General features: G+C 66.0%; 18 protein-coding genes. 10 read left to right on the top strand and 8 right to left on the bottom strand.

The features are described from left to right. Nucleotides 1-34: 34 nt before the first annotated feature. Together LQR33_RS04510 and LQR33_RS04505 are read right to left on the bottom strand one after the other, a co-directional pair. Nucleotides 35-868, bottom strand: coding sequence for a helix-turn-helix domain-containing protein (locus LQR33_RS04510; RefSeq protein ID WP_231467766.1), 834 nt, complete (start codon nucleotides 866-868; stop codon nucleotides 35-37). 85 nt (nucleotides 869-953) lie between these two features. Then, nucleotides 954-1,601 (bottom strand): MarC family NAAT transporter, encoded by a 648-nt coding sequence (locus LQR33_RS04505; RefSeq protein ID WP_046155196.1) that lies wholly within the window; start codon nucleotides 1,599-1,601, stop codon nucleotides 954-956. A gap of 189 nt (nucleotides 1,602-1,790) precedes the next feature. Here LQR33_RS04505 and LQR33_RS04500 point away from each other — a divergent pair, with 189 nt between their 5' ends. From LQR33_RS04500 to dinB, 3 genes are all read left to right on the top strand, one after another. Beyond that, nucleotides 1,791-2,246 (top strand): copper chaperone PCu(A)C, encoded by a 456-nt coding sequence (locus tag LQR33_RS04500; protein WP_046155195.1) that lies wholly within the window; start codon nucleotides 1,791-1,793, stop codon nucleotides 2,244-2,246. Between the two features lie 357 nt (nucleotides 2,247-2,603). After that, the gene (locus tag LQR33_RS04495; protein ID WP_166439898.1) at nucleotides 2,604-2,903 is read left to right on the top strand and encodes an Rdx family protein; all 300 of its coding nucleotides are present in this window, start codon (nucleotides 2,604-2,606) and stop codon (nucleotides 2,901-2,903) included. 6 nt (nucleotides 2,904-2,909) lie between these two features. Beyond that, nucleotides 2,910-4,055 (top strand): DNA polymerase IV, encoded by a 1,146-nt coding sequence (gene dinB / locus LQR33_RS04490; protein ID WP_221666152.1) that lies wholly within the window; start codon nucleotides 2,910-2,912, stop codon nucleotides 4,053-4,055. A gap of 6 nt (nucleotides 4,056-4,061) precedes the next feature. Here dinB and LQR33_RS04485 read toward each other — a convergent pair whose 3' ends face one another. The 6 genes from LQR33_RS04485 to LQR33_RS04460 all read right to left on the bottom strand — a co-directional run bounded on the left by LQR33_RS04485 (nucleotide 4,062) and on the right by LQR33_RS04460 (nucleotide 12,522). Next, on the bottom strand, nucleotides 4,062-6,818 hold the full coding sequence (locus LQR33_RS04485) for a M16 family metallopeptidase (protein WP_231467764.1): 2,757 nt from the start codon (nucleotides 6,816-6,818) through the stop codon (nucleotides 4,062-4,064). A 147-nt stretch (nucleotides 6,819-6,965) separates the two neighbouring features. Next, complete coding sequence (gene rodA, locus LQR33_RS04480; protein ID WP_021477379.1) at nucleotides 6,966-8,060, bottom strand: rod shape-determining protein RodA; 1,095 nt, start codon at nucleotides 8,058-8,060, stop codon at nucleotides 6,966-6,968. Continuing rightward, complete coding sequence (gene mrdA, locus LQR33_RS04475; protein ID WP_166439895.1) at nucleotides 8,041-9,981, bottom strand: penicillin-binding protein 2; 1,941 nt, start codon at nucleotides 9,979-9,981, stop codon at nucleotides 8,041-8,043. The genes rodA and mrdA overlap by 20 nt, the downstream gene beginning before the upstream one ends. Before the next feature lie 14 nt (nucleotides 9,982-9,995). Then, nucleotides 9,996-10,499: a rod shape-determining protein MreD gene (gene mreD, locus LQR33_RS04470; protein ID WP_021477377.1), complete on the bottom strand. Its 504-nt coding sequence runs from the start codon at nucleotides 10,497-10,499 to the stop codon at nucleotides 9,996-9,998. A 6-nt stretch (nucleotides 10,500-10,505) separates the two neighbouring features. Beyond that, nucleotides 10,506-11,414, bottom strand: a complete 909-nt coding sequence (gene mreC, locus LQR33_RS04465; protein ID WP_046168107.1) for a rod shape-determining protein MreC — start codon at nucleotides 11,412-11,414, stop codon at nucleotides 10,506-10,508. A 64-nt stretch (nucleotides 11,415-11,478) separates the two neighbouring features. Then, nucleotides 11,479-12,522 (bottom strand): rod shape-determining protein, encoded by a 1,044-nt coding sequence (locus tag LQR33_RS04460; protein ID WP_021477375.1) that lies wholly within the window; start codon nucleotides 12,520-12,522, stop codon nucleotides 11,479-11,481. Nucleotides 12,523-12,874: 352 nt separating this feature from the next. On the opposite strand from LQR33_RS04460, the gene gatC reads away from it, so the two are divergent. From gatC to LQR33_RS04425, 7 genes are all read left to right on the top strand, one after another. Next, on the top strand, nucleotides 12,875-13,162 hold the full coding sequence (gene gatC / locus LQR33_RS04455; protein WP_166439894.1) for an Asp-tRNA(Asn)/Glu-tRNA(Gln) amidotransferase subunit GatC: 288 nt from the start codon (nucleotides 12,875-12,877) through the stop codon (nucleotides 13,160-13,162). 82 nt (nucleotides 13,163-13,244) lie between these two features. Next, nucleotides 13,245-14,696: an Asp-tRNA(Asn)/Glu-tRNA(Gln) amidotransferase subunit GatA gene (gene gatA, locus LQR33_RS04450; RefSeq protein WP_221666150.1), complete on the top strand. Its 1,452-nt coding sequence runs from the start codon at nucleotides 13,245-13,247 to the stop codon at nucleotides 14,694-14,696. 138 nt (nucleotides 14,697-14,834) lie between these two features. Next, a complete protein-coding gene (gene gatB / locus LQR33_RS04445; RefSeq protein ID WP_231467762.1) occupies nucleotides 14,835-16,262 on the top strand; it encodes an Asp-tRNA(Asn)/Glu-tRNA(Gln) amidotransferase subunit GatB in 1,428 nt (475 codons plus the stop codon). 400 nt (nucleotides 16,263-16,662) lie between these two features. Beyond that, nucleotides 16,663-17,109: a division/cell wall cluster transcriptional repressor MraZ gene (gene mraZ / locus LQR33_RS04440; RefSeq protein ID WP_011137898.1), complete on the top strand. Its 447-nt coding sequence runs from the start codon at nucleotides 16,663-16,665 to the stop codon at nucleotides 17,107-17,109. After that, nucleotides 17,106-18,068, top strand: coding sequence for a 16S rRNA (cytosine(1402)-N(4))-methyltransferase RsmH (rsmH, locus tag LQR33_RS04435; protein WP_166439891.1), 963 nt, complete (start codon nucleotides 17,106-17,108; stop codon nucleotides 18,066-18,068). Before mraZ ends, rsmH begins: the two co-directional genes overlap by 4 nt. After that, on the top strand, nucleotides 18,065-18,337 hold the full coding sequence (ftsL, locus tag LQR33_RS04430; protein WP_021477369.1) for a cell division protein FtsL: 273 nt from the start codon (nucleotides 18,065-18,067) through the stop codon (nucleotides 18,335-18,337). Before rsmH ends, ftsL begins: the two co-directional genes overlap by 4 nt. Then, nucleotides 18,337-20,088, top strand: a complete 1,752-nt coding sequence (locus LQR33_RS04425) for a peptidoglycan D,D-transpeptidase FtsI family protein (protein ID WP_070980534.1) — start codon at nucleotides 18,337-18,339, stop codon at nucleotides 20,086-20,088. The genes ftsL and LQR33_RS04425 overlap by 1 nt, the downstream gene beginning before the upstream one ends. Nucleotide 20,089 lies beyond the last annotated feature (1 nt).

The raw sequence follows: 20,089 nt of genomic DNA, 5'->3' as shown, positions 1-20,089 counted from the left end.
CGTCCGGCCTGTCTTGAACGATTTTGCGGCCGGCTTAGCGGGCGCGCGCGCCCACGGCCTTCTGATAGGCGGCCGGCGTGACGCCCAGCGCCTGCTGAAACGCGCGGGTCAGGTGCGGCTGGTCGGCGAAGCCCAGCTCCAGCGCCGCCGCGCCGGGCCGCATGCCGGCCGCCAGCAGCTTGCGGGCGCGGGCCACCCGCAGCTGGTTGCGCCAGGCCATCGGTGGCAGACCGGTCTCGCGCTTGAACTGGCGGCACAGCTGCCAGGGCGACAGGCCGACCGCCGTCGCCAGTTGCTGCAGCGAGTGGTTGGCGGCGGGGTCGTCGGCCAGCATCTGCCTGACGGTTTCCACGGCGCCGGGGGCGGACGGCTGCTCGTCCGGGCGCAGCCGCATGTATTTGACCAACACCTCGCTGAACACCGCGGCCAGCGCCGATTCGCGCCGCAGCGCGTCGCGGCTGTCGCGCAGCAGCAGGTGCAGGCCGTCCAGCCGGCGCGCCAGGCCGGGGTCGACCACCACGGTGTCGCGGAAATAGGGTAGGCCCGCCTTGCCGTTCAGGTCGGCGGCCAGGCCGCCTAGCATGTCGACGCCGGGATAGAAGCCGCGATAGGCCCAGCCGTTTTCGTGGGCGGTTTCGCCGGTATGCACCTCGCCGGGGTTGATCAGCACCAGCGCGCCGACGCCGGCGCGGTGCAGGCCGCCGCGGTGGCGGTAGGACTGCGCGCCCAGGGTCAGCGTGTTGACGACGAACTGTTCGTGGAAATGGGGCGGGAAGGTCCGCTCGGCGTATTGCGCGTCCAGGCATTCCAGCGCGCCGAGGTCGTCGGCGCGGAACAATTCTGAGCGTTCGGCGGAAAGGGCGGGCATGGCGCGGACCTGCGGTGATGGTCCATCCATTGTGGCAGAGGCGGCGCGGCTTGTGCGCGCCGGCTTGCTTGACTTGGGCAGCGGCTCAGGAGCCGGCCATGAAGGTGCGGATGCCTGAGCCGACGAACTGCACGCCGATGCAGATCAGCAGGAAGCCCATCAGCCGGGTCATCACCTCGCGGCCGCCGCGGCCCAGCCGCTCTGAGATCAGCAGCGACGACTTCAGCGTCAGCCACATGCCGGCGCAGGTCAGGCCGATGGCGGCGAAAGTCATCGCGAAGGCCAGCGCCTTGGCCGGCAGCGTGGAGAGTTCGGCGATCTCGGTGGAAATGCCGATCACCACCGCGATGGTGCCGGGGCCGCTGATGCCGGGCATCGCCAGCGGGAAGAAGGCGTAGTCTTCGCGCTCGCCGGACTGTTTGGGCGCCTGGCCGGGGTCCTGCGACAGGAACAGCATGCGGTAGCCCAGCACCGCCACCACGAAGCCGCCGGCGATGCGCAGCGCGCCGTAGGAAATGCCGAAAGCGGCCATGATCAGATTGCCGGCCAGCAGGCTCACCGCCATGATGGCGGCGGCGAACACGCAGGCGCGGCGGGCTTGCGAGTCGCGGTGCGGTTCGCTCATTTCGCGGGTCAGCGTGATGAACAGCGGAATCTTGGACAGCGGATTGGTGATGGTGATCAGGCTGAGCAGACCGCCGAACAGGAATTGCAGCGACAAGGTTTTGAACATGGTGTTGAGGCCGGGTATCTAGCCCGCCGATTGTAGAGGCTTACGTTGCCCTGGGGTAGCCGGGGGCTGCGCTTTAGACCGACGGCATGGCAAGCTGTGGCGCAAGGCCGACGGATGCGGCAATTTGTCGCGTTCATCGGCCCGCGCGGCGTGCTAGAGTGAGAGCCATTTTCAATTGGAGACCCCGCGATGAAACGTTTCGCCGCCGCCCTGTTGGGCCTGTGCCTGTCCGGCCTGGCAGCCGCCCACTCCTTCCAACTGGGCGCCATCCACATCGGCCATCCGTGGAGCCGCGCGATGCCGGCCGCCAGCCAGACCGGCGGCGTCTACCTATCGCTGGAAAACCAGGGCAAGGCCGAGGACAAGCTGGTGTCGGCCAGCACGCCGCGCGCCGAGCGCGCCGAACTGCACACCCACGTCAACGACAACGGCGTGATGCGGATGCGCAAGGTGGAAGGCGGCGTGGCGGTCGCGCCGGGCCAGACCGTCAAGTTCGCGCCGGGCAGCTACCACATCATGCTGATGGGCCTGAAGCAGCCGCTGAAGGCCGGCGATCGCTTCCCGCTGACGCTGGGCTTCGAGAAGGCCGGCCAGGTGGAAGTGCAAGTGGTGGTGCAGGACGGCGCTGACGACCACGCGCACTAATAGCGCTACCAAGCGATGCCCGCAGCAGCTTGCCGCCATTTTCGGCGCAAGCTGCTGTTTTTTTGTTTGTTTGCCGGCGTTGCGCCGAAGTTACATGCTGCTTCGCAGCAATGCGAGCCGTGACCATTCCGGACTTTACAGTCCAGGCCCGGCTGGGCACACTGGCCCGAGCAACAAAGTTGAACAAGACGATATCCGCGACGCCGGCCCCCGACTCGGCACTGCGCCAAGTCTGCCAAATAAAAGAGAAATGATGGAGGAGAGGGTGCTTCGCACCCGCACAACACGCTGCAAACAGGGGGTCGGCGCCGTTTTTTACGTTATGCTGTCGTTTTGTTCCCGCCTAGCCTTTCCATCATGAATCCGTCCGCCTCCCCCGCTTCCCTTCCCCGCGTCGTCATCCACTACTGCACCGGCTGCCGTTGGCTGCTGCGCGCCGGCTGGCTGGCCCAGGAACTGCTGACCACCTTTGAAAAAGAACTGGCCGAGGTGGCGCTGCGCCCCGGCAGCGGCGGCGTGTTCCGCGTCGAGGTCGACGGCGAATTGCTGTGGGACCGCAAGGCGGAGGACGGTTTTCCCGAGCTGAAAATCCTCAAGCAGCGGCTGCGCGACCGCATCGCGCCGGACAAGGCGCTGGGACACAGCGACCGTCCCTGATTCCCGATGAACGCCCCGCAACGCAAGATCATCCACGTCGACTGCGACTGCTTCTACGCCGCGATCGAGATGCGCGACGACCCCAGCCTGCGCGATGTGCCGCTGGCGGTGGGCGGACGTCCGGAAACACGCGGCGTGGTGGCCACCTGCAACTACATCGCGCGCCGCTACGGCGTGCACTCGGCGATGTCGTCGGCGCGGGCGCTCAGGCTGTGCCCGGAGCTGGTGATCCTGCCGCCGGACATGGCGCGCTACCGGCTGGCCAGCCAGCAGATCATGGCCATCTACCAGCGCTATACCGATGTGATCGAGCCGCTGTCGCTGGACGAGGCCTATCTAGACGTCACCGGCCAGCCGCATGAGCAGGGCAGCGCCACGCTGATGGCCGAGGCGATACGCCGCCAGATCCGCGACGAGGTGGGCATCACCGCGTCGGCCGGCATCGCGCCCAATAAATTCCTGGCCAAGGTGGCCAGCGACTGGAACAAGCCGGACGGCCAGTTCCTGATCCGCCCGCGCGACGTCGACGCCTTCGTCGTCACCTTGCCGGTGGAGAAGATACACGGCGTCGGCCGCGTCACCGCCGAGCGGCTGCATCGGCTGGGCATACACAGCTGCGGCGATCTCAGGCGCTGGTCGCCGGCCGACCTGTTCCGTCATTTCGGCAGCTTCGGCGAGCGGTTGCTGGCGCTGTCGCAGGGCCGTGACGAGCGGCCGGTGTCCACCGACCGCAGCCGCAAGACGATCAGCGTCGAGGAGACCTACGCCCAGGACCTGCCCGACCTCGCCAACTGCCTGTCCAAGCTGCCGGAACTGGCGGACCGGCTGCAGGCGCGGCTGGCGCGCAGCGGCAGCCCCGAGTTCAAGGGCTTGTCGGTGAAGCTCAAGTTCGACGATTTCAGCCAGACCACGGTGGAGCAGCCGGGCTACGCGCTGTCGATGGCGGCGTTCGGCCAGCTGCTGCGCACTGGCTACGCCCGCGGCGCCCGCCCGGTGCGCTTGCTGGGCGTGGGGGTGAAGCTGGCCGACGATTTCGACCTGCCGCGCCAGCTCAGGCTGTTCGGCCGCGACGGCCGGCCGTTGCCGGACAGCGCGCCGGCCGGCGAAAAGACGCCGCCGCCGGAGGAGCCGGCGGCGGATGCGGGCGCTTGACGCGCCTTACTTGGCCGCGGCCGGCTTGGCGGTGAAGTCGCCGGCGTAGGCCTGGGTCAACAGTTCCGGCTGCAGATACTTGCGCAGCGCGGCGTTGACCTCGTCCACCGTCTGCGCGTCCAGCATCGCCAGCCGCTCGCGGGTGAAGGCCATGGTGCGGCCCTGCCACAGCTGGCGCTGCAGCAGGTCGCTGAGCGGGCCGTCCTGGGCCAGCGCCACCTGGTAGGTCCGCCGCAGGCCCTGCTTGGCTTCGGCCAGCTCCTCGGCGGTGACGCCGTCTCGCCGTAGCCGCGCCAGCTCCTCGGCCACGCCCTGTTTCAGCTTGTCCAGATTCTGCGGCGCGAAGATCGCGCCCATCCGCCACGCGCCCACCTTGCCGAAGCTGGCGGCGTCGACGCCGCTGCCGGCGCCGTAGCTGATGCCGTCCTGCTGGCGCAGCCGCGTCAGCAGCCGCGATTGCGCGCCGCCGCCCAGTATTTCGTTGGCCAGCAGCAGCGCCGGGTAGTCGGGCGAATCGTCGCCGATGGCCAGCGGCAACGAGGCGCTGTAGACGGCGTTGGCCTTGTCCGGCGTGGCGACGGACAGGCTGGTCGGCTTGGGTTGCGGCAGCAGGCCGTCCACGCGCTGGTAGGCGGCCTTGCTGTTCCAGCGGCCGAACAGCTGGTCCAGCTGGCCGCGGATGGCGGCGGCGTCGAAGTCGCCGACCAGGGCCAGCTGCGCGTGGTCGGCGCCGTAGAACTGTTGGTGGAAGCGCTTGAGCGCGTCCAGCTTCACTCCGGCGATGTCGCGGTAGGATTCGTCCAGCGTCGGGCTGTAGCGGATGTCGTCCTTGGCGTAGGCGTTCAGCTGCTGATTGACCGCCTGGCCGGCCAGCGCCTGCGGCTCGCCGCGCGAGGAATCGATGCCGGCCAGCGCCTGGCGCTTCAGCTGCTCGAACTCGTCGGCGGGGAAGGCCGGCTGCTGCAGCAGCTCGGCGATCAAATCCAGCAGCGCGGGCAGGTTCTGGCGGGTGGTCTTGAAGCGCACTTGCAAGTCCTGGCCGTCCTGGCCGATGTCCAGGCTGGCCTGCAGCGCGTCCAGCTTGTCGGCGATGGCGGCGCGGCTCAGCTTGCGGCTGCCTCGGTCCAGCATGTTGGCGGCCAGCTCGGCCGCCGCGGCCTGGCCGCGCAGACTGCCGGCGTCGCCGAAAGAGAAGCTGAACGCGCCGTGGACGACGTTGCCGCGGGTCTGCTTGGGCAGCAGCGCGATCGCCGCGCCGTTGGCGAGCCGGCCGCGCTGGGTGCGGGCCTCGATATTGGCCGGGCTGGCATCGAAGGCCTCGCCGGCGGCGACGGCGGCCTTGCCCTTGTAATCCTTGACCATCGCGGCCACGTCCGGCACCGGCGGGATCGCGGCGCGGTCCGGCTTGGCGGTGGGGATGAACTGGCCGTAGCTGCGGTTGCTGGGCTTGAAGTAGTTTTCCGCCGCCCGCTGCACGTCGGCCACGGTCAGCGCCGCGATGCGGTCGCGCTGCAGGAAATACAGCCGCCAGTCGCCCAGCGCGATGGACTCGGACAGTTGCACCGCCAGCCGCTGCGGATCGTTCAGCGTCTGGTCGATGTCCTTCAAGAGCGCGGCCTTGGCGCGCTTGAGTTCGGCGGCGGTGATGGGTTTGGCGCGGATCGCCTCGACGGTGGCCTGCAGGATGGGGCGGGCCTGGGCCAGGCTCTGGCGCTTTGACAGCTCGGCCAGGAACACGATGTAGCCGGGCTCGGCCAGCTCGAACGGCATCGCGCTGACGCCGACGGCCTTGTGGGCGGCGACCAGGTTCTTGTACAGGCGGCCGTTGGGCGTGTCGGCCAGAATCGCCGCCAGCGCCTGCAGCGCGGCGCTGTCCGGGTGGCTGCCGGCCGCAGTGCGGTACAGCGTCGCCGCCAACTGGGTGTCGCCGACGCGGCGCACGGTGACTTCGCGCTCGCCGTCGCGTTGCGGCTCCTCGGTCCAGGTGGGCGCGAGTTCGCGCTGCGGCCGCGGGATCTTGCCGAACAACGCTTCGATCCGCGCCAGCGTGCGGGCAGGGTCGAACTTGCCGCCCACCACCAGCACCGCGTTGTCGGGCTGGTAATACTTGCGGTAGAAGGCCTGCAGGTTTTCGATGCGCACCTTTTCCACGTCGGAGCGCGCGCCTATCGTGCTATGGCCGTAGTTGTGCCAGTCGAAGCTGATCGCCGACAGCTGCTTCCACAGCACGTTGGCCGGGTTGTTCTCGCCCTGCTCCATCTCGTTGCGCACCACCGAGAACTCGGTGTCCAGATCGCTTCTGGCCACCTTGCTGTTGACCATGCGGTCGGCTTCCATCGCCAGCGCCCAATCCAGGCTGGCCTCGTCGGCGGGGAAGGTTTCGAAGTAGTTGGTGCGGTCGAAGAAGGTGGAGCCGTTGAACTGCATGCCGCGCTTGGACAGCTCGGACATCAGGTTGCCGCTGGTGGGCGTGCCCTTGAACAGCATGTGCTCCAGCAAGTGGGCCATGCCGGTTTCGCCGTAGCCTTCGTGGCGGCTGCCGACCAGATAGGTCAGATTGACGGTGGTGGTGGGCTTGGAGTCGTCGGGCGCCAGCAGCACGCGCAGGCCGTTGGCCAGCCGGTATTCGCTGATGCCTTCGGCGCTGGCGTAGGGGGCGGCCGCCTGCGCGCGCTGGGCGGCCGGCGCGGCGGTTTCGGCGTGGACGGACAGCGCGGGCGTCAAGGCCAGCGCCAGCAGCAGGCTCAGGGTCTTCAGTCTCATGGATTAAGTTGCGTTTCCTTGCTGGATGGGAAGGGCGTCCGCTTGACGATGCCGCAGCGGCGTTCGCGGCGTCAAGCCGCGCGGGGCGGATGGACAAACCGGCCTGCTTGGGCAGGCCGGCTCGGCAAGGGTTCCGGAGCGGGGCGCTCAGCGCCGCAGATTGCTGATGCCCATCAGCATGCCCATGCCGATGAACAGCGTGACGGAGGCGGTGCCGCCGTAGGACATGAAGGGCAGCGGCACGCCCACCACCGGCAGGATGCCGGACACCATGCCCATGTTGACGAAGGCGTAGACGAAGAAGGACATGGTGATCGATCCCGCCATCAGCCGACCGTACAGCGTCTGCGCGCTGGCGGTGATCATCATCGCCCGGCTCAGGATCAACAGGTAGAGCGTCAGCAGCACCGCGTTGCCGGCCAGGCCGAATTCCTCGGAGTAGACGGCGAAAATGAAGTCGGTGGTGCGCTCCGGGATGTAGTCCAGGTGGGTCTGGGTGCCGTTGAGCCAGCCCTTGCCCCACGGCCCGCCGGAGCCGATGGCGATCATCGACTGGATGATGTGGTAGCCGGTGCCCAGCGGATCAGTGGTGGGGTCGATCAGGGTCAGCACCCGCTTGCGCTGGTAGTCGTGCAGGTGGTTCCAGACGATGGGCAGGCTGGCGGCGGCCATCACCGCGCCGGCCAGGATCACCTTCCACGGCAGGCCGGCGAAGAACAGCACGAAGAAGCCGGCGGCGGCGATCAACAGCGCGGTGCCCAGGTCGGGTTGCTTCAGCACCAGGCCCACCGGCACCAGCATGATGGCGGCGGCGATCAGGTAATGCCACCAGCGCAGCGACAGCTCGTATTTCTGGAAGAACCAAGCCAGCATCATCGGCAGCGCGATCTTCAGGATCTCCGACGGCTGGATGCGGGTGACGCCCAGGCTCAGCCAGCGGGTGGAGCCGTTCACTGTGATGCCCTTGAAGTGCACCGCGATCAGCAGCAGCACGCCGATGACGTAAATCGGCGGCGCGAAGTTCATCACGCTCTGCGGTCGCATCCGCGCGATCACCCACATCACGGTCAGCGCCATCGCGGTGTAGATCAGCTTGTTGTCTATCTTGTCGAAGGACTGGTTGTTGGCGGAATACAGCAGCACCATGCTGACCGCGAAGATCAGGCCGAGGAACAGCATCAGCCAGCCGTCCAGCGGCTCTTTTATCTGCTGCCAGATCTGCTTAATCAGCGGCGTCTTCACGTACGTCTCCGTTTTCCATCGGCACGGTTTTCAGCATGCCGGCCAGGTCGTTGCGCACCTTGCCGGTCAGGTAGAAGTCGAACAGGCCGCGCGCCACCGGCGCGGCGGCGGCGGCGCCGAAGCCGGCGTTCTCGACGATGATGGCCACCGCGATCTTGGGCTGTTCCACCGGCGCGAAGGCGATGAACCAGCTGTGGTCGCGGTACTGCTCGGCCAGCGCGGCGGCGTTGTACTTGGCGCCCTGCTTGATGGCCACCACCTGGGCGGTGCCGGTCTTGCCGGCCATCGTGTACTGCAGGCCGGCGCCGACGCGGGCGCCGGTGCCGGAGATCATCACGTTGCGCATGCCTTCCTTGATGTAGTCGAAGTATTCCTTCGGGTAAGGCAGCTGCCGGATCGGCTGCGGCTCGATCTGGCGCGATTTTCCGGTTTTGGAGTCCACCACCTGCTGCACCAGGTGCGGTTTGAACACCTGGCCGCCGTTGGCCATGATGGCGGTGGCGTTGGCCATCTGCAGCGGGGTGTAGGCGTTGAAGCCCTGGCCGATGCCGATGCTGACCACATCAGCCGGATACCAGCGCCGCACCTCGGGCTTGTAGCGGGCGAAGCGTTTTGCCTTCCACTCCTTGGACGGCAGCACGCCGATGGATTCGCCGTCCAGGTCGATGCCGGTTTTGCTGCCCAAGCCGAAGGAGCCGACCACCGGGTGGATCTTGTCTATGCCCATGTCCCAGGCCAGCTTGTAGAAGAAGGTGTCGCTGGACACGGTGATCGCGCGCTGCAGGTTGACCATGCCGTTGCCGCTCTTCTTGCTGTCGCGGAACTGGTGGCTGGAGCCGGGCAGCGTGAAGTAGCCGGGCGCCGGACGGATGTCGTGCATGCCTATGCTGTGGGTGTTCAGCGCGGCCATCGCCATGAAGGGCTTGAAGGTGGAGCCGGGCGGATAGGTGCCGCGCAGCGCGCGGTTGATCAGCGGCTTCTGCCAGTCGGTGTTCAACGCGGTCCAGGTCTGGGTGTCGATGCCGTCGATGAACAGGCTGGGATCGAAACCCGGCTTGGACAGGAAGGCCAGCACGCCGCCGGTGTTGGGGTCGATCGCCACCAGCGCGCCGCGGCGGTCGCCGAACAGCTTGTCGGCCATTTCCTGCAGGCGGATGTCCAGCGCCAGCTTCAGGGTGTTGCCGTTGACCGGCGGCGTGCGGCGCAGGCTGCGCACCGCGCGGCCGCCGGAGTCGGTTTCCATCTCCTCGAAGCCCACCTGGCCGTGCAGGTCGTCCTCGTACACCGCTTCCAGGCCGGTCTTGCCGATGTAGTTGGTGCCCTTGTAATTGGTGGTCTTGTCTTCCTCTTCCAGCCGTTCCTTGTCCTTCTGGTTGATGCGGCCGATATAGCCCAGCACGTGGCTGGTCATCTCTTTATACGGATAGTCGCGGAACAGCCGCGCCTTGACCTCGACGCCGGGCAGCTCGAAGCCGTGGGCGGCCACGCGCGCGGCTTCGTCGTCGGTCAGCTTGACCTTCAGCGGAATGGCTTCGAAAGTCTTGCTCTCGGCCAACAGCTTCTTGAACAGTTTCTCGTCGCGCGGGCTGACGTCGGCCAGCGTTTTCAGCTTGGCGACGGTGGCGGCGAGGTCGGGAATCTTGCTGGGAGTCAGCTCCAGCGTGTAGGCGGAGTAGTTCTGCGCCAGCACGATGCCGTTGCGGTCCAGGATCAGGCCGCGGTTGGGCAGGATGGGCACCAGCGAGATGCGGTTGTTCTGGGCCAGCGTGGAGAAATGGTCGTGCTGCAGCACCTGCAGCCAGATGAAGCGCGCGAGCAGGGTGAGGAACATCAGGATGATCAGCGCGTAGGCGATGATCAGCCGCAGCTCGAACTGGGCTTCTTCGGACTGCGGGTTTTTGAAACGGGACGGGCGGCGCATGGATCAGTCGGGTTTCATGCCGTGTGGTGGCGGTAAGGAATCAGCATCAGCTTGGTCAACAGCGGCCACAGCAGCGCGCCGATCAAGGGCGGCAGGAAATAGCTCCAGCCGACGAAGGCGGAACCGGTCAGCATCCGCACCACCACCATGATCAGCTGGTTGGTCAGCATCAGGCCCAGCACCACCAGCGCCTGCTGGCCCAGGTTGAACATCACCAGCTGGCGCTGGCGGCTCAAGGCCAGGAAGGCGGTGATCGAGTAGGCCAGCGCGTGCTGGCCGAACAGGCCGGCGGTGGACACGTCGGCGATGATGCCCATCAGGAAGGCGATGCCGATGTTGACCCGGCGCGGCTGGTTGATCACCCAGTACAGAATCAGCAGGCCGATGAAGTCGGGCAGCCAGCGCGTGCTGCCGTGCGGCAGCGGCACCAGCTCGACCAGCACGGCGATCACGAAGGTGGTCAGGATGAAGCGGCGCTTGACCGGCTTAAGCAATTCCTTGGGGCGGTCCAACGACATTTGGGCTTACTCCTCGTCGGCGGACTTCTTGCCGCCCTTGGTCTTCTTCTCCGGCAGCGCCGGCGGTTCGGCCGGGCGCGGGCGTGTTTCCTTGGCTTGCAGCACCAGCACGTAGCGGGTTTGCTGCACGCCGGACATCGGCAGGGTGCTGACGCGGGTGAAGGCGGCGCCGGCATTGCGGTCGACCTTGCTGACCACCGCAACCGGGATGCCTTCCGGAAACACGCCGTCCAGACCAGAGGTGACGATACGGTCGTTTTCCTTGACGTCCGAACTTTGCGGCAGATAACGCAGTTCGATGCCGCCACCATAACCATAGAGGATGGCGCGCTCGCCGGTGCGGGCGATCATCACCGGAACCATCTGGTTCTTGTCGATGATCAGGGTCACCTCGGCGGTCAGCGGCTGCACCCGCGTCACCTGTCCCAGGAGTCCGCGCGCGTCCACCACCGGCTGGCCGGCTTGCAGCTTGGCGTCGTCGCCCTTGTCGATGATGATTTTGTACGAGAACGGGTCGCGGCCGGTGTACAGCGTCTCGGCGATCTGAGCCGAGTCGTCGCGCTGGGCGCGGATGCCGTTCAGCTGGCGCAGCTCGTTCAGCTCGCGCTCCAGCGTCTGCAGCCGTCCCAACTGGGCGGCCATCTGCAGCTGCTTCTCGCGCAGCAGGGTGTTTTCCTGCTTCATCTCGGCCTGCGAGGTCAGGTAGTCGCCGGCGTGGCGCACCGCCTGCGCCGGCATGTTGACCGCGCGCTGCACCGGGTACAGCGCCAGCGACAGTGCTTCGCGCGCCTGTTCCATCAGGCCGTAGCGGCTGTCTCCGATCAAGAGCGCGATCGAGGCGACCACGCTCATGGCCAGGCGCGCAGCCGGGGGCGGCCCGGAGCGGAAAAAGCTTGGGGTGTTGGCGAAATCCATGGCCACAGCCACCGCGCCTTGACGGCGCGGCGTTCGCTCGGTTTACAGGGTGTTTGCTGGAAGTTTAAGGCACGTTGGTGAAAATGGTGCCGATCTTGTCCATTTTTTCCAGCGCCTTGCCGGAGCCGCGCACCACGCAGGTCAGCGGTTCTTCGGCCACGAACACCGGCAGGCCGGTTTCTTCCGCCAGCAGGCGGTCGATGTCCTTCAGCAGCGCGCCGCCGCCGGTCAGCACCATGCCCTTCTCGGCGATGTCGGCGCCCAGTTCCGGCGGAGTCTGCTCCAGCGCGATTTTCACCGCGGAAACGATCTGGTTCAGCGGCTCGGTCAGCGCTTCCAGGATTTCATTGGAAGACACGGTGAACGCGCGCGGAATGCCTTCGGCCAGGTTGCGGCCCTTGACTTCCATCTCGCGCACCTCGGCGCCCGGGAAGGCGGAGCCGATGGTTTTCTTGATTTCCTCGGCGGTGGTCTCGCCGATCAGCATGCCGTAGTTGCGGCGAATGTAGTTGATGATGGATTCGTCGAACTTGTCGCCGCCGACGCGCACCGAGTTGGAGTAGACCACGCCGCCCAGCGAGATCACGCCGACTTCGGTGGTGCCGCCGCCAATGTCCACTACCATCGAGCCGGTCGGTTCTTCCACCGGCAGGCCGGCGCCGATCGCCGCGGCCATCGGCTCTTCGATCAGCTCGACGCGGCGCGCGCCGGCGGCGAGGGCGGAGTCGCGGATCGCCTTGCGTTCCACCTGGGTGGAGCCGCAGGGCACGCAGATCACGATGCGCGGGCTGGCGGCGAAGAAGCGGTTCGGGTTCACCTTCTTGATGAACTGCTTCAGCATTTGCTCGGTGACGGTGAAGTCGGCGATCACGCCGTCCTTCATCGGGCGGATCGCCTGGATGCTGCCCGGGGTGCGGCCCAGCATGCGCTTGGCTTCCAGGCCGACGGCCAGGATGGACTTTTTGTTGGTCGGCGCGTCGTTGTGGATGGCGACGACCGAAGGCTCGTCGAGGACGATGCCCTTGCTGCGCATGTAGATCAGGGTGTTGGCGGTGCCGAGGTCGATGGCGAGGTCGTTGGAGAAGTATCCGGTCAGCGAACGAAACATTGGGCGGTCCTGGTCAGTTTTCGTCAGTGGCGGACGCCGGCGGCGTCCGTAAAAATCCAGTTTAATCTGTGGCAGGCCCGTTTCCCCGCCTTTTTATCAGGCATGGCAACTATTAACCGTCTCGAGCGTTGCGCACGGGCGTTTTGTCGCGCCGGCGCGGTGGCATTCAAACAGTTGTTGCCGGTCTTGCCCGGCGGCGGATTCGGCCTGCGTCTGCAGCCTCGGCGCAGGCTTCCGGCGAGGCGGGAAATGCCCCCGGAATGCGTCGCGGCGCAATGTCGATCTTGGGAGAATCAAACGGGGTATGATACCCTATAAAGCTTGAAATATTAAAGGTTTTAACGAGGAAGCCATGTCGCTGACGCATCAGGATGTCGCACGGATCGCCAAGCTTGCCCGCATCAATGTGAGCGAGGCGGAAATCGCCGCCACAGCGGACCAGCTCAACAATATTTTCGGCCTGATCGAGAAGATGCAGGCGGTGGACACCGACGGCATCGAGCCGATGGCGCATCCGCAGGACGTGTCGCTGCGTCTGCGCGACGACGTCGTTACCGAGACCAGCCAGCGCGAGGCCTTCCAGGCGGTCGCGCCGCAAGTGGAAAAAGGCCTGTTCCTCGTTCCCAAAGTGATCGAGTAAGCCTGTGAGCCGTCCCGCCGCGATTGGTTCCCAGAAAATCGCCGGCCGGGCCAGACTATCCGGATAGCAAGATTTGATCGAAATGACACAAGCCACCCTCAAGCAATTGTCGCAACAGCTGGCGGCCAAGCAGGTCTCCAGCGTGGAACTGGCCGGCCAGTACCTGGACCGGATCGAGGCGCTGAACCCGCAGCTCAACGCCATCGTCACCACCGACCGAGAAAAGACGCTGGCCGAAGCCCGCGCCGCCGACGCGCGCATCGCCGCCGGCGACGCCCATCCGCTGACCGGCGTGCCGCTGCTGCACAAGGATCTGTTCTGCCAGCAAGGCTGGAAAACCAGCTGCGGCTCCAAGATGCTGGACAACTTCGTTTCGCCGTACAGCGCCCATGTGGTGGAGCAATGCGCCGCCGCCGGCATGGTGACGCTGGGCCGCGCCAATATGGACGAGTTCGCGATGGGTTCGTCCAATGAGAACTCGTTCTACGGCGCGGTGAAGAACCCGTGGGACGCCAAGGCGATTCCGGGCGGTAGCTCTGGCGGTTCCGCCGCCGCGGTCGCCGCGCGCCTGGCGCCGGTGGCCACCGCCACCGATACCGGCGGCTCCATCCGCCAGCCGGCCAGCCATTGCGGCGTCACCGGCATCAAGCCGACCTACGGCGTGGTGTCGCGCTACGGCATGGTGGCCTTCGCCTCCTCGCTGGATCAGGGCGGCCCGATCGCGCAGACCGCCGAGGATTGCGCGCTGATGCTGAACGTGATGGCTGGCTTTGACGAGCGCGACTCCACCAGCCTGGAGCGCGCCCGCGAAGACTACAGCCGCGATCTGAACCAATCTCTGGCCGGCCTGAAAGTGGGCCTGCCCAAGGAATACTTCGCCGCCGGCCTGGACGCCGACGTCGCGCGCGCCGTCGACAACGCCGTGGCCGAGCTGAAGAAGCTGGGCGCCGAGGCGGTGGAGATCGCGCTGCCGAATACCGAGCTGTCGATTCCGGCTTATTACGTGATCGCGCCGGCTGAGGCTTCGACCAACCTGTCCCGCTACGACGGCGTCCGCTACGGCCACCGCGCCAAGGACTACAAGGATCTGGTCGACATGTACGAGAAGACCCGCGCCGAAGGCTTCGGCGACGAGGTCAAGCGCCGCATCCTGGTGGGCAGCTACGTGCTGAGCCACGGCTACTACGACGCCTACTACCTGAAGGCGCAGAAGATCCGCCGCCTGATCGCCAACGACTTCAAGGCCGCCTTCCAGCAGTGCGATGTGATCCTGGGGCCGGTGGCGCCGACCGCCGCCTTCGATCTGGGCCAGATGGCGTCCGATCCGGTGCAGATGTATCTGTCCGACGTCTACACGCTGTCGGTGAACCTGGCCGGCCTGCCGGGCATGAGCGTGCCGGCGGGCTTCGCCGCCAACGGCCGCCCGATTGGCCTGCAGATCATCGGCAATTACTTCGCCGAGGCCAAGATGCTGAACGTCGCGCACCAGTTCCAGCAGGCGACGGACTGGCACGCCAAGGCGCCGGCGCTGTAACGCCGGCGGCTGCACGGCGCGAATGCCGCGTTGGGCGCGCTTGCCTTGCCTTCGCGCCGCTCGCGCGCCGACTGAAAGTTTACGTTTTCGAGGGCGCAGCTCTGGCTGCGTCCTGGCATGAATAAGGATTTTCCGACCATGAAATGGGAAGTCGTCATCGGTATCGAGGTGCACGTGCAGCTCAACACCGTCTCCAAGATTTTCTCCGGCTCCAGCACCGCCTTCGGCGCGGAGCCCAACACCCAGGCTTCCGCGGTGGAACTGGCGCTGCCGGGCGTGCTGCCGGTGCTGAACCGCGCGGTGGTGGACAAGGCGATCCGCCTGGGCCTGGCGCTGGACGCCAACATCAACCAGAAGAACGTGTTCGCCCGCAAGAACTACTTCTATCCAGACCTCCCCAAGGGCTACCAGATCAGCCAGATGGACCTGCCCATCGTCGAGGGCGGCAAGCTCAAGATTCTGGTCGGCGACCAGGAGAAAGTGATCGGGGTGACCCGCGCCCATATGGAAGAGGACGCCGGCAAGAGCCTGCACGAAGACTTCCAGGGCCTGTCCGGCATCGACCTCAACCGCGCCGGCACGCCGCTGCTGGAAGTGGTGTCCGAGCCGGACATGCGCTCGGTCGACGAGGCGCTGGCCTACGTCAAGGCGCTGTATACGCTGGTGACCTGGCTGGGCATCTGCGACGGCAATATGCAGGAAGGCAGCTTCCGCATGGACGTCAACGTGTCGGTGCGCCCAGAGGGGCAAAAGGAATTCGGCACCCGCCGCGAGATCAAGAACCTCAATTCCTTCCGCTTCCTGGAGCAGGCCGCCAAGTACGAGATCCAGTGGCAGATCGATACGCTGGAAGACGGCGGCAAGGTGCAACAGGCCACCGTGCTGTTCGACCCGGACAGCGGCGAGACCCGCATGATGCGCAGCAAGGAAGACGCGCACGACTATCGCTACTTCCCGGATCCGGACTTGCTGCCGGTGCGCATCTCCGACGAGCAGATCGCCCGCATCAAGGGCGAGATGCCGGAGCTGCCGGGCGCGATGCAGGCCCGCTTCGTGGAGAGCTACGGCGTGTCCGCCTACGACGCGGCGCTGCTGACGTCCAGCCTCAAGCAGGCGCAGTACTTTGAAGCCGCCGCCAAGGCCTCCGGCCAGGGCAAGCTGGCCGCCAACTGGATCAACGGCGAAATCGCCGCGCGGCTGAACCGTGACGGCAAGGACATCGCCGACTGCCCGATCTCGGTGGAGCGCTTGTCCGGCCTGATCGTCCGCATCGCCGACAACACCTTGTCCAGCAAGCTGGCCAAGCAGGTGTTCGACGCGTTGTGGGACAGCGATCTGTCCGCCGACGCCATCATCGAGCGCGATGGCCTGAAGCAGGTGTCCGACGTCGGCGCCATCGAGAAGATGGTGGAAGAGGCGATCACCGCCAATCCCAAGGCGGTCGAGGAATTCCGCGCCGGCAAGGAAAAGGCGCTGAACGCGCTGGCCGGCCAGGTGATGAAGGCGTCCAAGGGCAAGGCAAATCCGGCCCAGGTGCAGGACATCCTGCGCCAAAAGCTGTCTTGATCGTCTGATCGCCAGAACAGCAAGGCGGCCTGAATGGCCGCCCTGTTGTTTTTTAAATACATGGCTGAAAATCGCCGCCGGTAATTTGTTGCTTTTCCTGAAGATACTTGTGGTTCAAACAGTTCCATTGGCAATCATTGCCGCCTTGTTACAGTCTCCGCGACCCGCAATGTTCATGTCCCACTTTTACAGGCGAATTTAAGTCCCTGATTTGTTTCAGATTCCATTTTTACGCGCTGCCGTAAGTCATTGTCTCAAAAGGCGAATTAGTAAATCCCTATGTTGACCGTGGGGCAGTTCTTTCTTATAGTGGCGGAAAGTGGGTCAAAGTGGGTGAAAGTGGGGAAATTCTCCCCCCGGAGCGACGGCTCCGTTTTTCTCGGTCAGCGGGTCTCAAATCATGATTGGTGGCGTCAGCATCTTGTCTCTCGATAGCAAGGGGCGCTTGGCTATTCCGGCCAAGCACCGCGAGACGCTGCTGTCCGCGTTTGGGCACAAGCTGGTCGTCACCCTCGAATCCCAAGACCATCTGCTGCTTTACCCCGAACCCAACTGGCGCCCGGTCGAGGCCCGTCTGCTGGCCCTTCCCACCGGCAATCCCACCCTGAAACGCTATCAACGATTGGTGCTCGGCCATGCCGAGACCCTGGAGATGGACTCCGCCGGCCGCGTGCTGCTGCCGGCCCGCCTGCGCGAACTGACCGCGCTGGACAAGGACGTTGCCCTGGTAGGCATGGGCAACCGCTTCGAACTGTGGAATGCCGAGGAATGGGACAGCCAGACCGCTGACGCGCTGGCCATCGACCAAGCCGATTTGGCGCAACACCTTGGAGATTTCACGCTGTGAGCACCCCCACCTTCGTGCACCGCACGGTATTGCTGACCGAAGCGGTCGACGCGCTCGCCATCCGGCCGGATGGCGTCTATGTCGATTGCACTTTCGGTCGCGGAGGCCACAGCCGCCTGATCCTGTCGAAGCTCGGCCCCTCGGGCCGGCTGATCGCCTTCGACAAGGATCTGGAAGCCATCGCCGTCGCCGACAGGCTGGCGGCGGAGGATTCCCGCTTCAACATCGTGCACAACGGTTTCGAGACGCTGTCGGCCGAGCTCGCCCGCCTGGGCGTGGCCGGCGTCGACGGCGTGCTGATGGATCTGGGCGTGTCGTCGCCGCAGATCGACGACGGCAGCCGCGGTTTCAGCTTCCGTTTCGACGCGCCGCTGGATATGCGCATGGATACCACCCGCGGCGTCACCGCCGCCGAGTGGTTGGCAACGGCCGACGAGGCCGATATCAGAGAGGTCATCAAGACTTATGGTGAAGAGCGGTTTGCTCGCAAGATCGCAGCAGCCATTGTTGCGCAACGGGGGGAAAACCCCATCACGACCACCCGCGAGCTCTCTGTGCTCGTTGGGCAAAACGTCCGTACTCGCGAACCGGGCCAAGACCCGGCTACGCGCACCTTCCAGGCGATCCGGATCTTTGTGAACCGGGAGCTGGACGAGCTGAAGGCGGTGCTGCCGCAGGCCGCGCGCCTGCTGAACGAAGGCGGCCGCCTGGCGGTGATCAGCTTCCATTCGCTGGAGGACCGCATCGTCAAGCAGTACCTGCGCGATGTCAGCAGCGAGGAAAAGCTGCCGGCCTGGGCGATGGTGCGCGCGGCCGACATGGCCAAGCCGCCGATCGATCTGGTCGGCAAGGCGATTCGCGCCGGCGATGAGGAGCTGCGCGAGAATCCGCGCGCCCGCAGCGCCATCATGCGCGTGGCCGAGCGCACTGCCGCGCCGTGGCGGGAGGGCGACGCATGAACAAGCTCAACGCGACGCTGCTGCTGATGGCCGTGTTCTCCGCCTGGTCGGTGGTGACGTCCACGCACGTGTCGCGCAAGCTCTACAGCGACTTGCAGAAGGAAACCAAGTCGGGGCAGCAGCTGGAGGTGGAGTTCGGCCAGCTGCAACTGGAGCAGAGCACCTGGGGGGCGCACGCGGTGATCGAGAAGGCCGCGTCCACCCGCCTCGACATGCACACGCCTGATCCGCGCCAGATCCAGGTGATTACGGCCAAGGGAGCGCTGTGATGCGCGCCGGTTCCAGCTACAGCGTCCGCACTCGCCCCGCGCCGGCCAGCCCCGCGCTGCGGATGACCAGCACGCGCGTGCGCTGCGTGCTGCTGATGCTGGCCTTGCTGTTCCTGGCGCTGATCGGCCGCGCGGTTTATCTGCAGGTGGTGCAGCAGGACTTCCTGCAGGGCCAGGGCGAGGCGCGCTTCCGCCGCACCTTGATGCTGGAAGCCAACCGCGGCGTGATCACCGACCGCAACGGCGAGCCGCTGGCGATCAGCTCCCCGGTGCAGACCATCTGGGCCAGCCCGGCCGACATGGAGCCGGTGCCGCCGGCCAAGCTGCGCGAGCTGGCCGGATTGCTCGACCTGTCGCCGGAAGAGCTGTCGTCCAAGCTGTCCGACCGCAAGAAGGAATTCGTCTACATCAAGCGCCAGATCAGCCCGGAGCTGGCAGACAAGGTGATGGCGCTGGGCGTGCCCGGCATCGCCAAGCAGCAGGAATTCCGCCGCTTCTACCCGGCCGGCGAGATCGTGTCGCACATCATCGGTTTCACGGGAGTGGACGGCAAGGGCCAGGAGGGCGTCGAACTCGCGCGCGAGAAGATGCTGTCCGGCAAGGACGGCCGCCGCGTGGTGCTGAAGGACCGCCGCGGCCACATCATCGAGGACGTCGCCGCCATCGAGCCGCCGCGCGACGGCCAGAAGCTGGCGCTGGCGATCGACCATCGCATCCAATACCTGGCTTACCGCGAGATCAAGGCCGCGGTGGAGACCAACAAGGCCAAGGCCGGCAGCGTGGTGGTGCTGGACGCCCACACCGGCGAGCTGTTGGCGTTGGCCAACTACCCGTCGTTCAACCCCAACAACCGCAGCGGCGTGACGCCGGAGATGATGCGCAACCGCGGCGTGATTGATCTGTTCGAGCCGGGCTCCACCATGAAGCCGCTGTCGATCTCGCTAGCGCTGGAGCACGGCAAGGCCAATTTGAACACGGTGCTGGATACCCACACTTATATGATCGGGCCGGCCACCATCCGCGACGTGGCGCCGCGGCCCAGCCTGGACATCCTCGGCATTATCCAGAAATCGTCCAACGTCGGCACCAGCAAGCTGGCGCTGATGAACAGCCCGGAGGAGTCCTGGGCGCATTACGACGCGCTGGGCTTCGGCCGGCCGCCGGAAACCGGCTTCCCCGGCGAGGCTGGCGGCCGGCTGCGCGACTGGCACAAGTGGCGTCCGATCGAGCAGGCGACGATGTCGTTCGGCTATGGCTTGTCGGTCAGCCTGATCCAGATGGCGCGCGCCTACACCATCTTCGCCAACGACGGCGTGATGCTGCCGATCTCGCTGTACAAGACGTCCAACCCGATGCCGGGCAAGCGCGTGCTCAACGAAAAGACCGCGCACGAGATGCGCGATCTGCTGATCGCCAACAGCCAGCCTGGCGGCGGCGCTGTCGGCGGCCGCATCATCGGCTACAGCATCGGCGGCAAGAGCGGCACCGCGCGCAAGCTGGAGGGCCGCACCTACGTGGCCAACAAGCACCGCGCGCTGTTCATGGGCTTCGCGCCCGGCCACTCGCCCAAGGTGATCGTGGCGGTGATGATAGACGAGCCGTCGGCGGGCAAATACTACGGCGGCGCGGTGTCCGCGCCGGTGTTCTCGCAGGTGGCGGGCGGCGCGCTGCGCGTGCTCAACATCGCGCCTGACGAGCCATCCAATAACACTTTATTGCCGGAATCGACCCCGGTTCCGGCGGATTTTTAAG

The organism is Chromobacterium piscinae (genome assembly GCF_021129175.1).
GTDB classification, from domain to species: domain Bacteria; phylum Pseudomonadota; class Gammaproteobacteria; order Burkholderiales; family Chromobacteriaceae; genus Chromobacterium; species Chromobacterium piscinae.
Note: the sequence above shows the minus strand (reverse complement) of the source record. Positions and strands in the feature narration are given on the sequence as shown.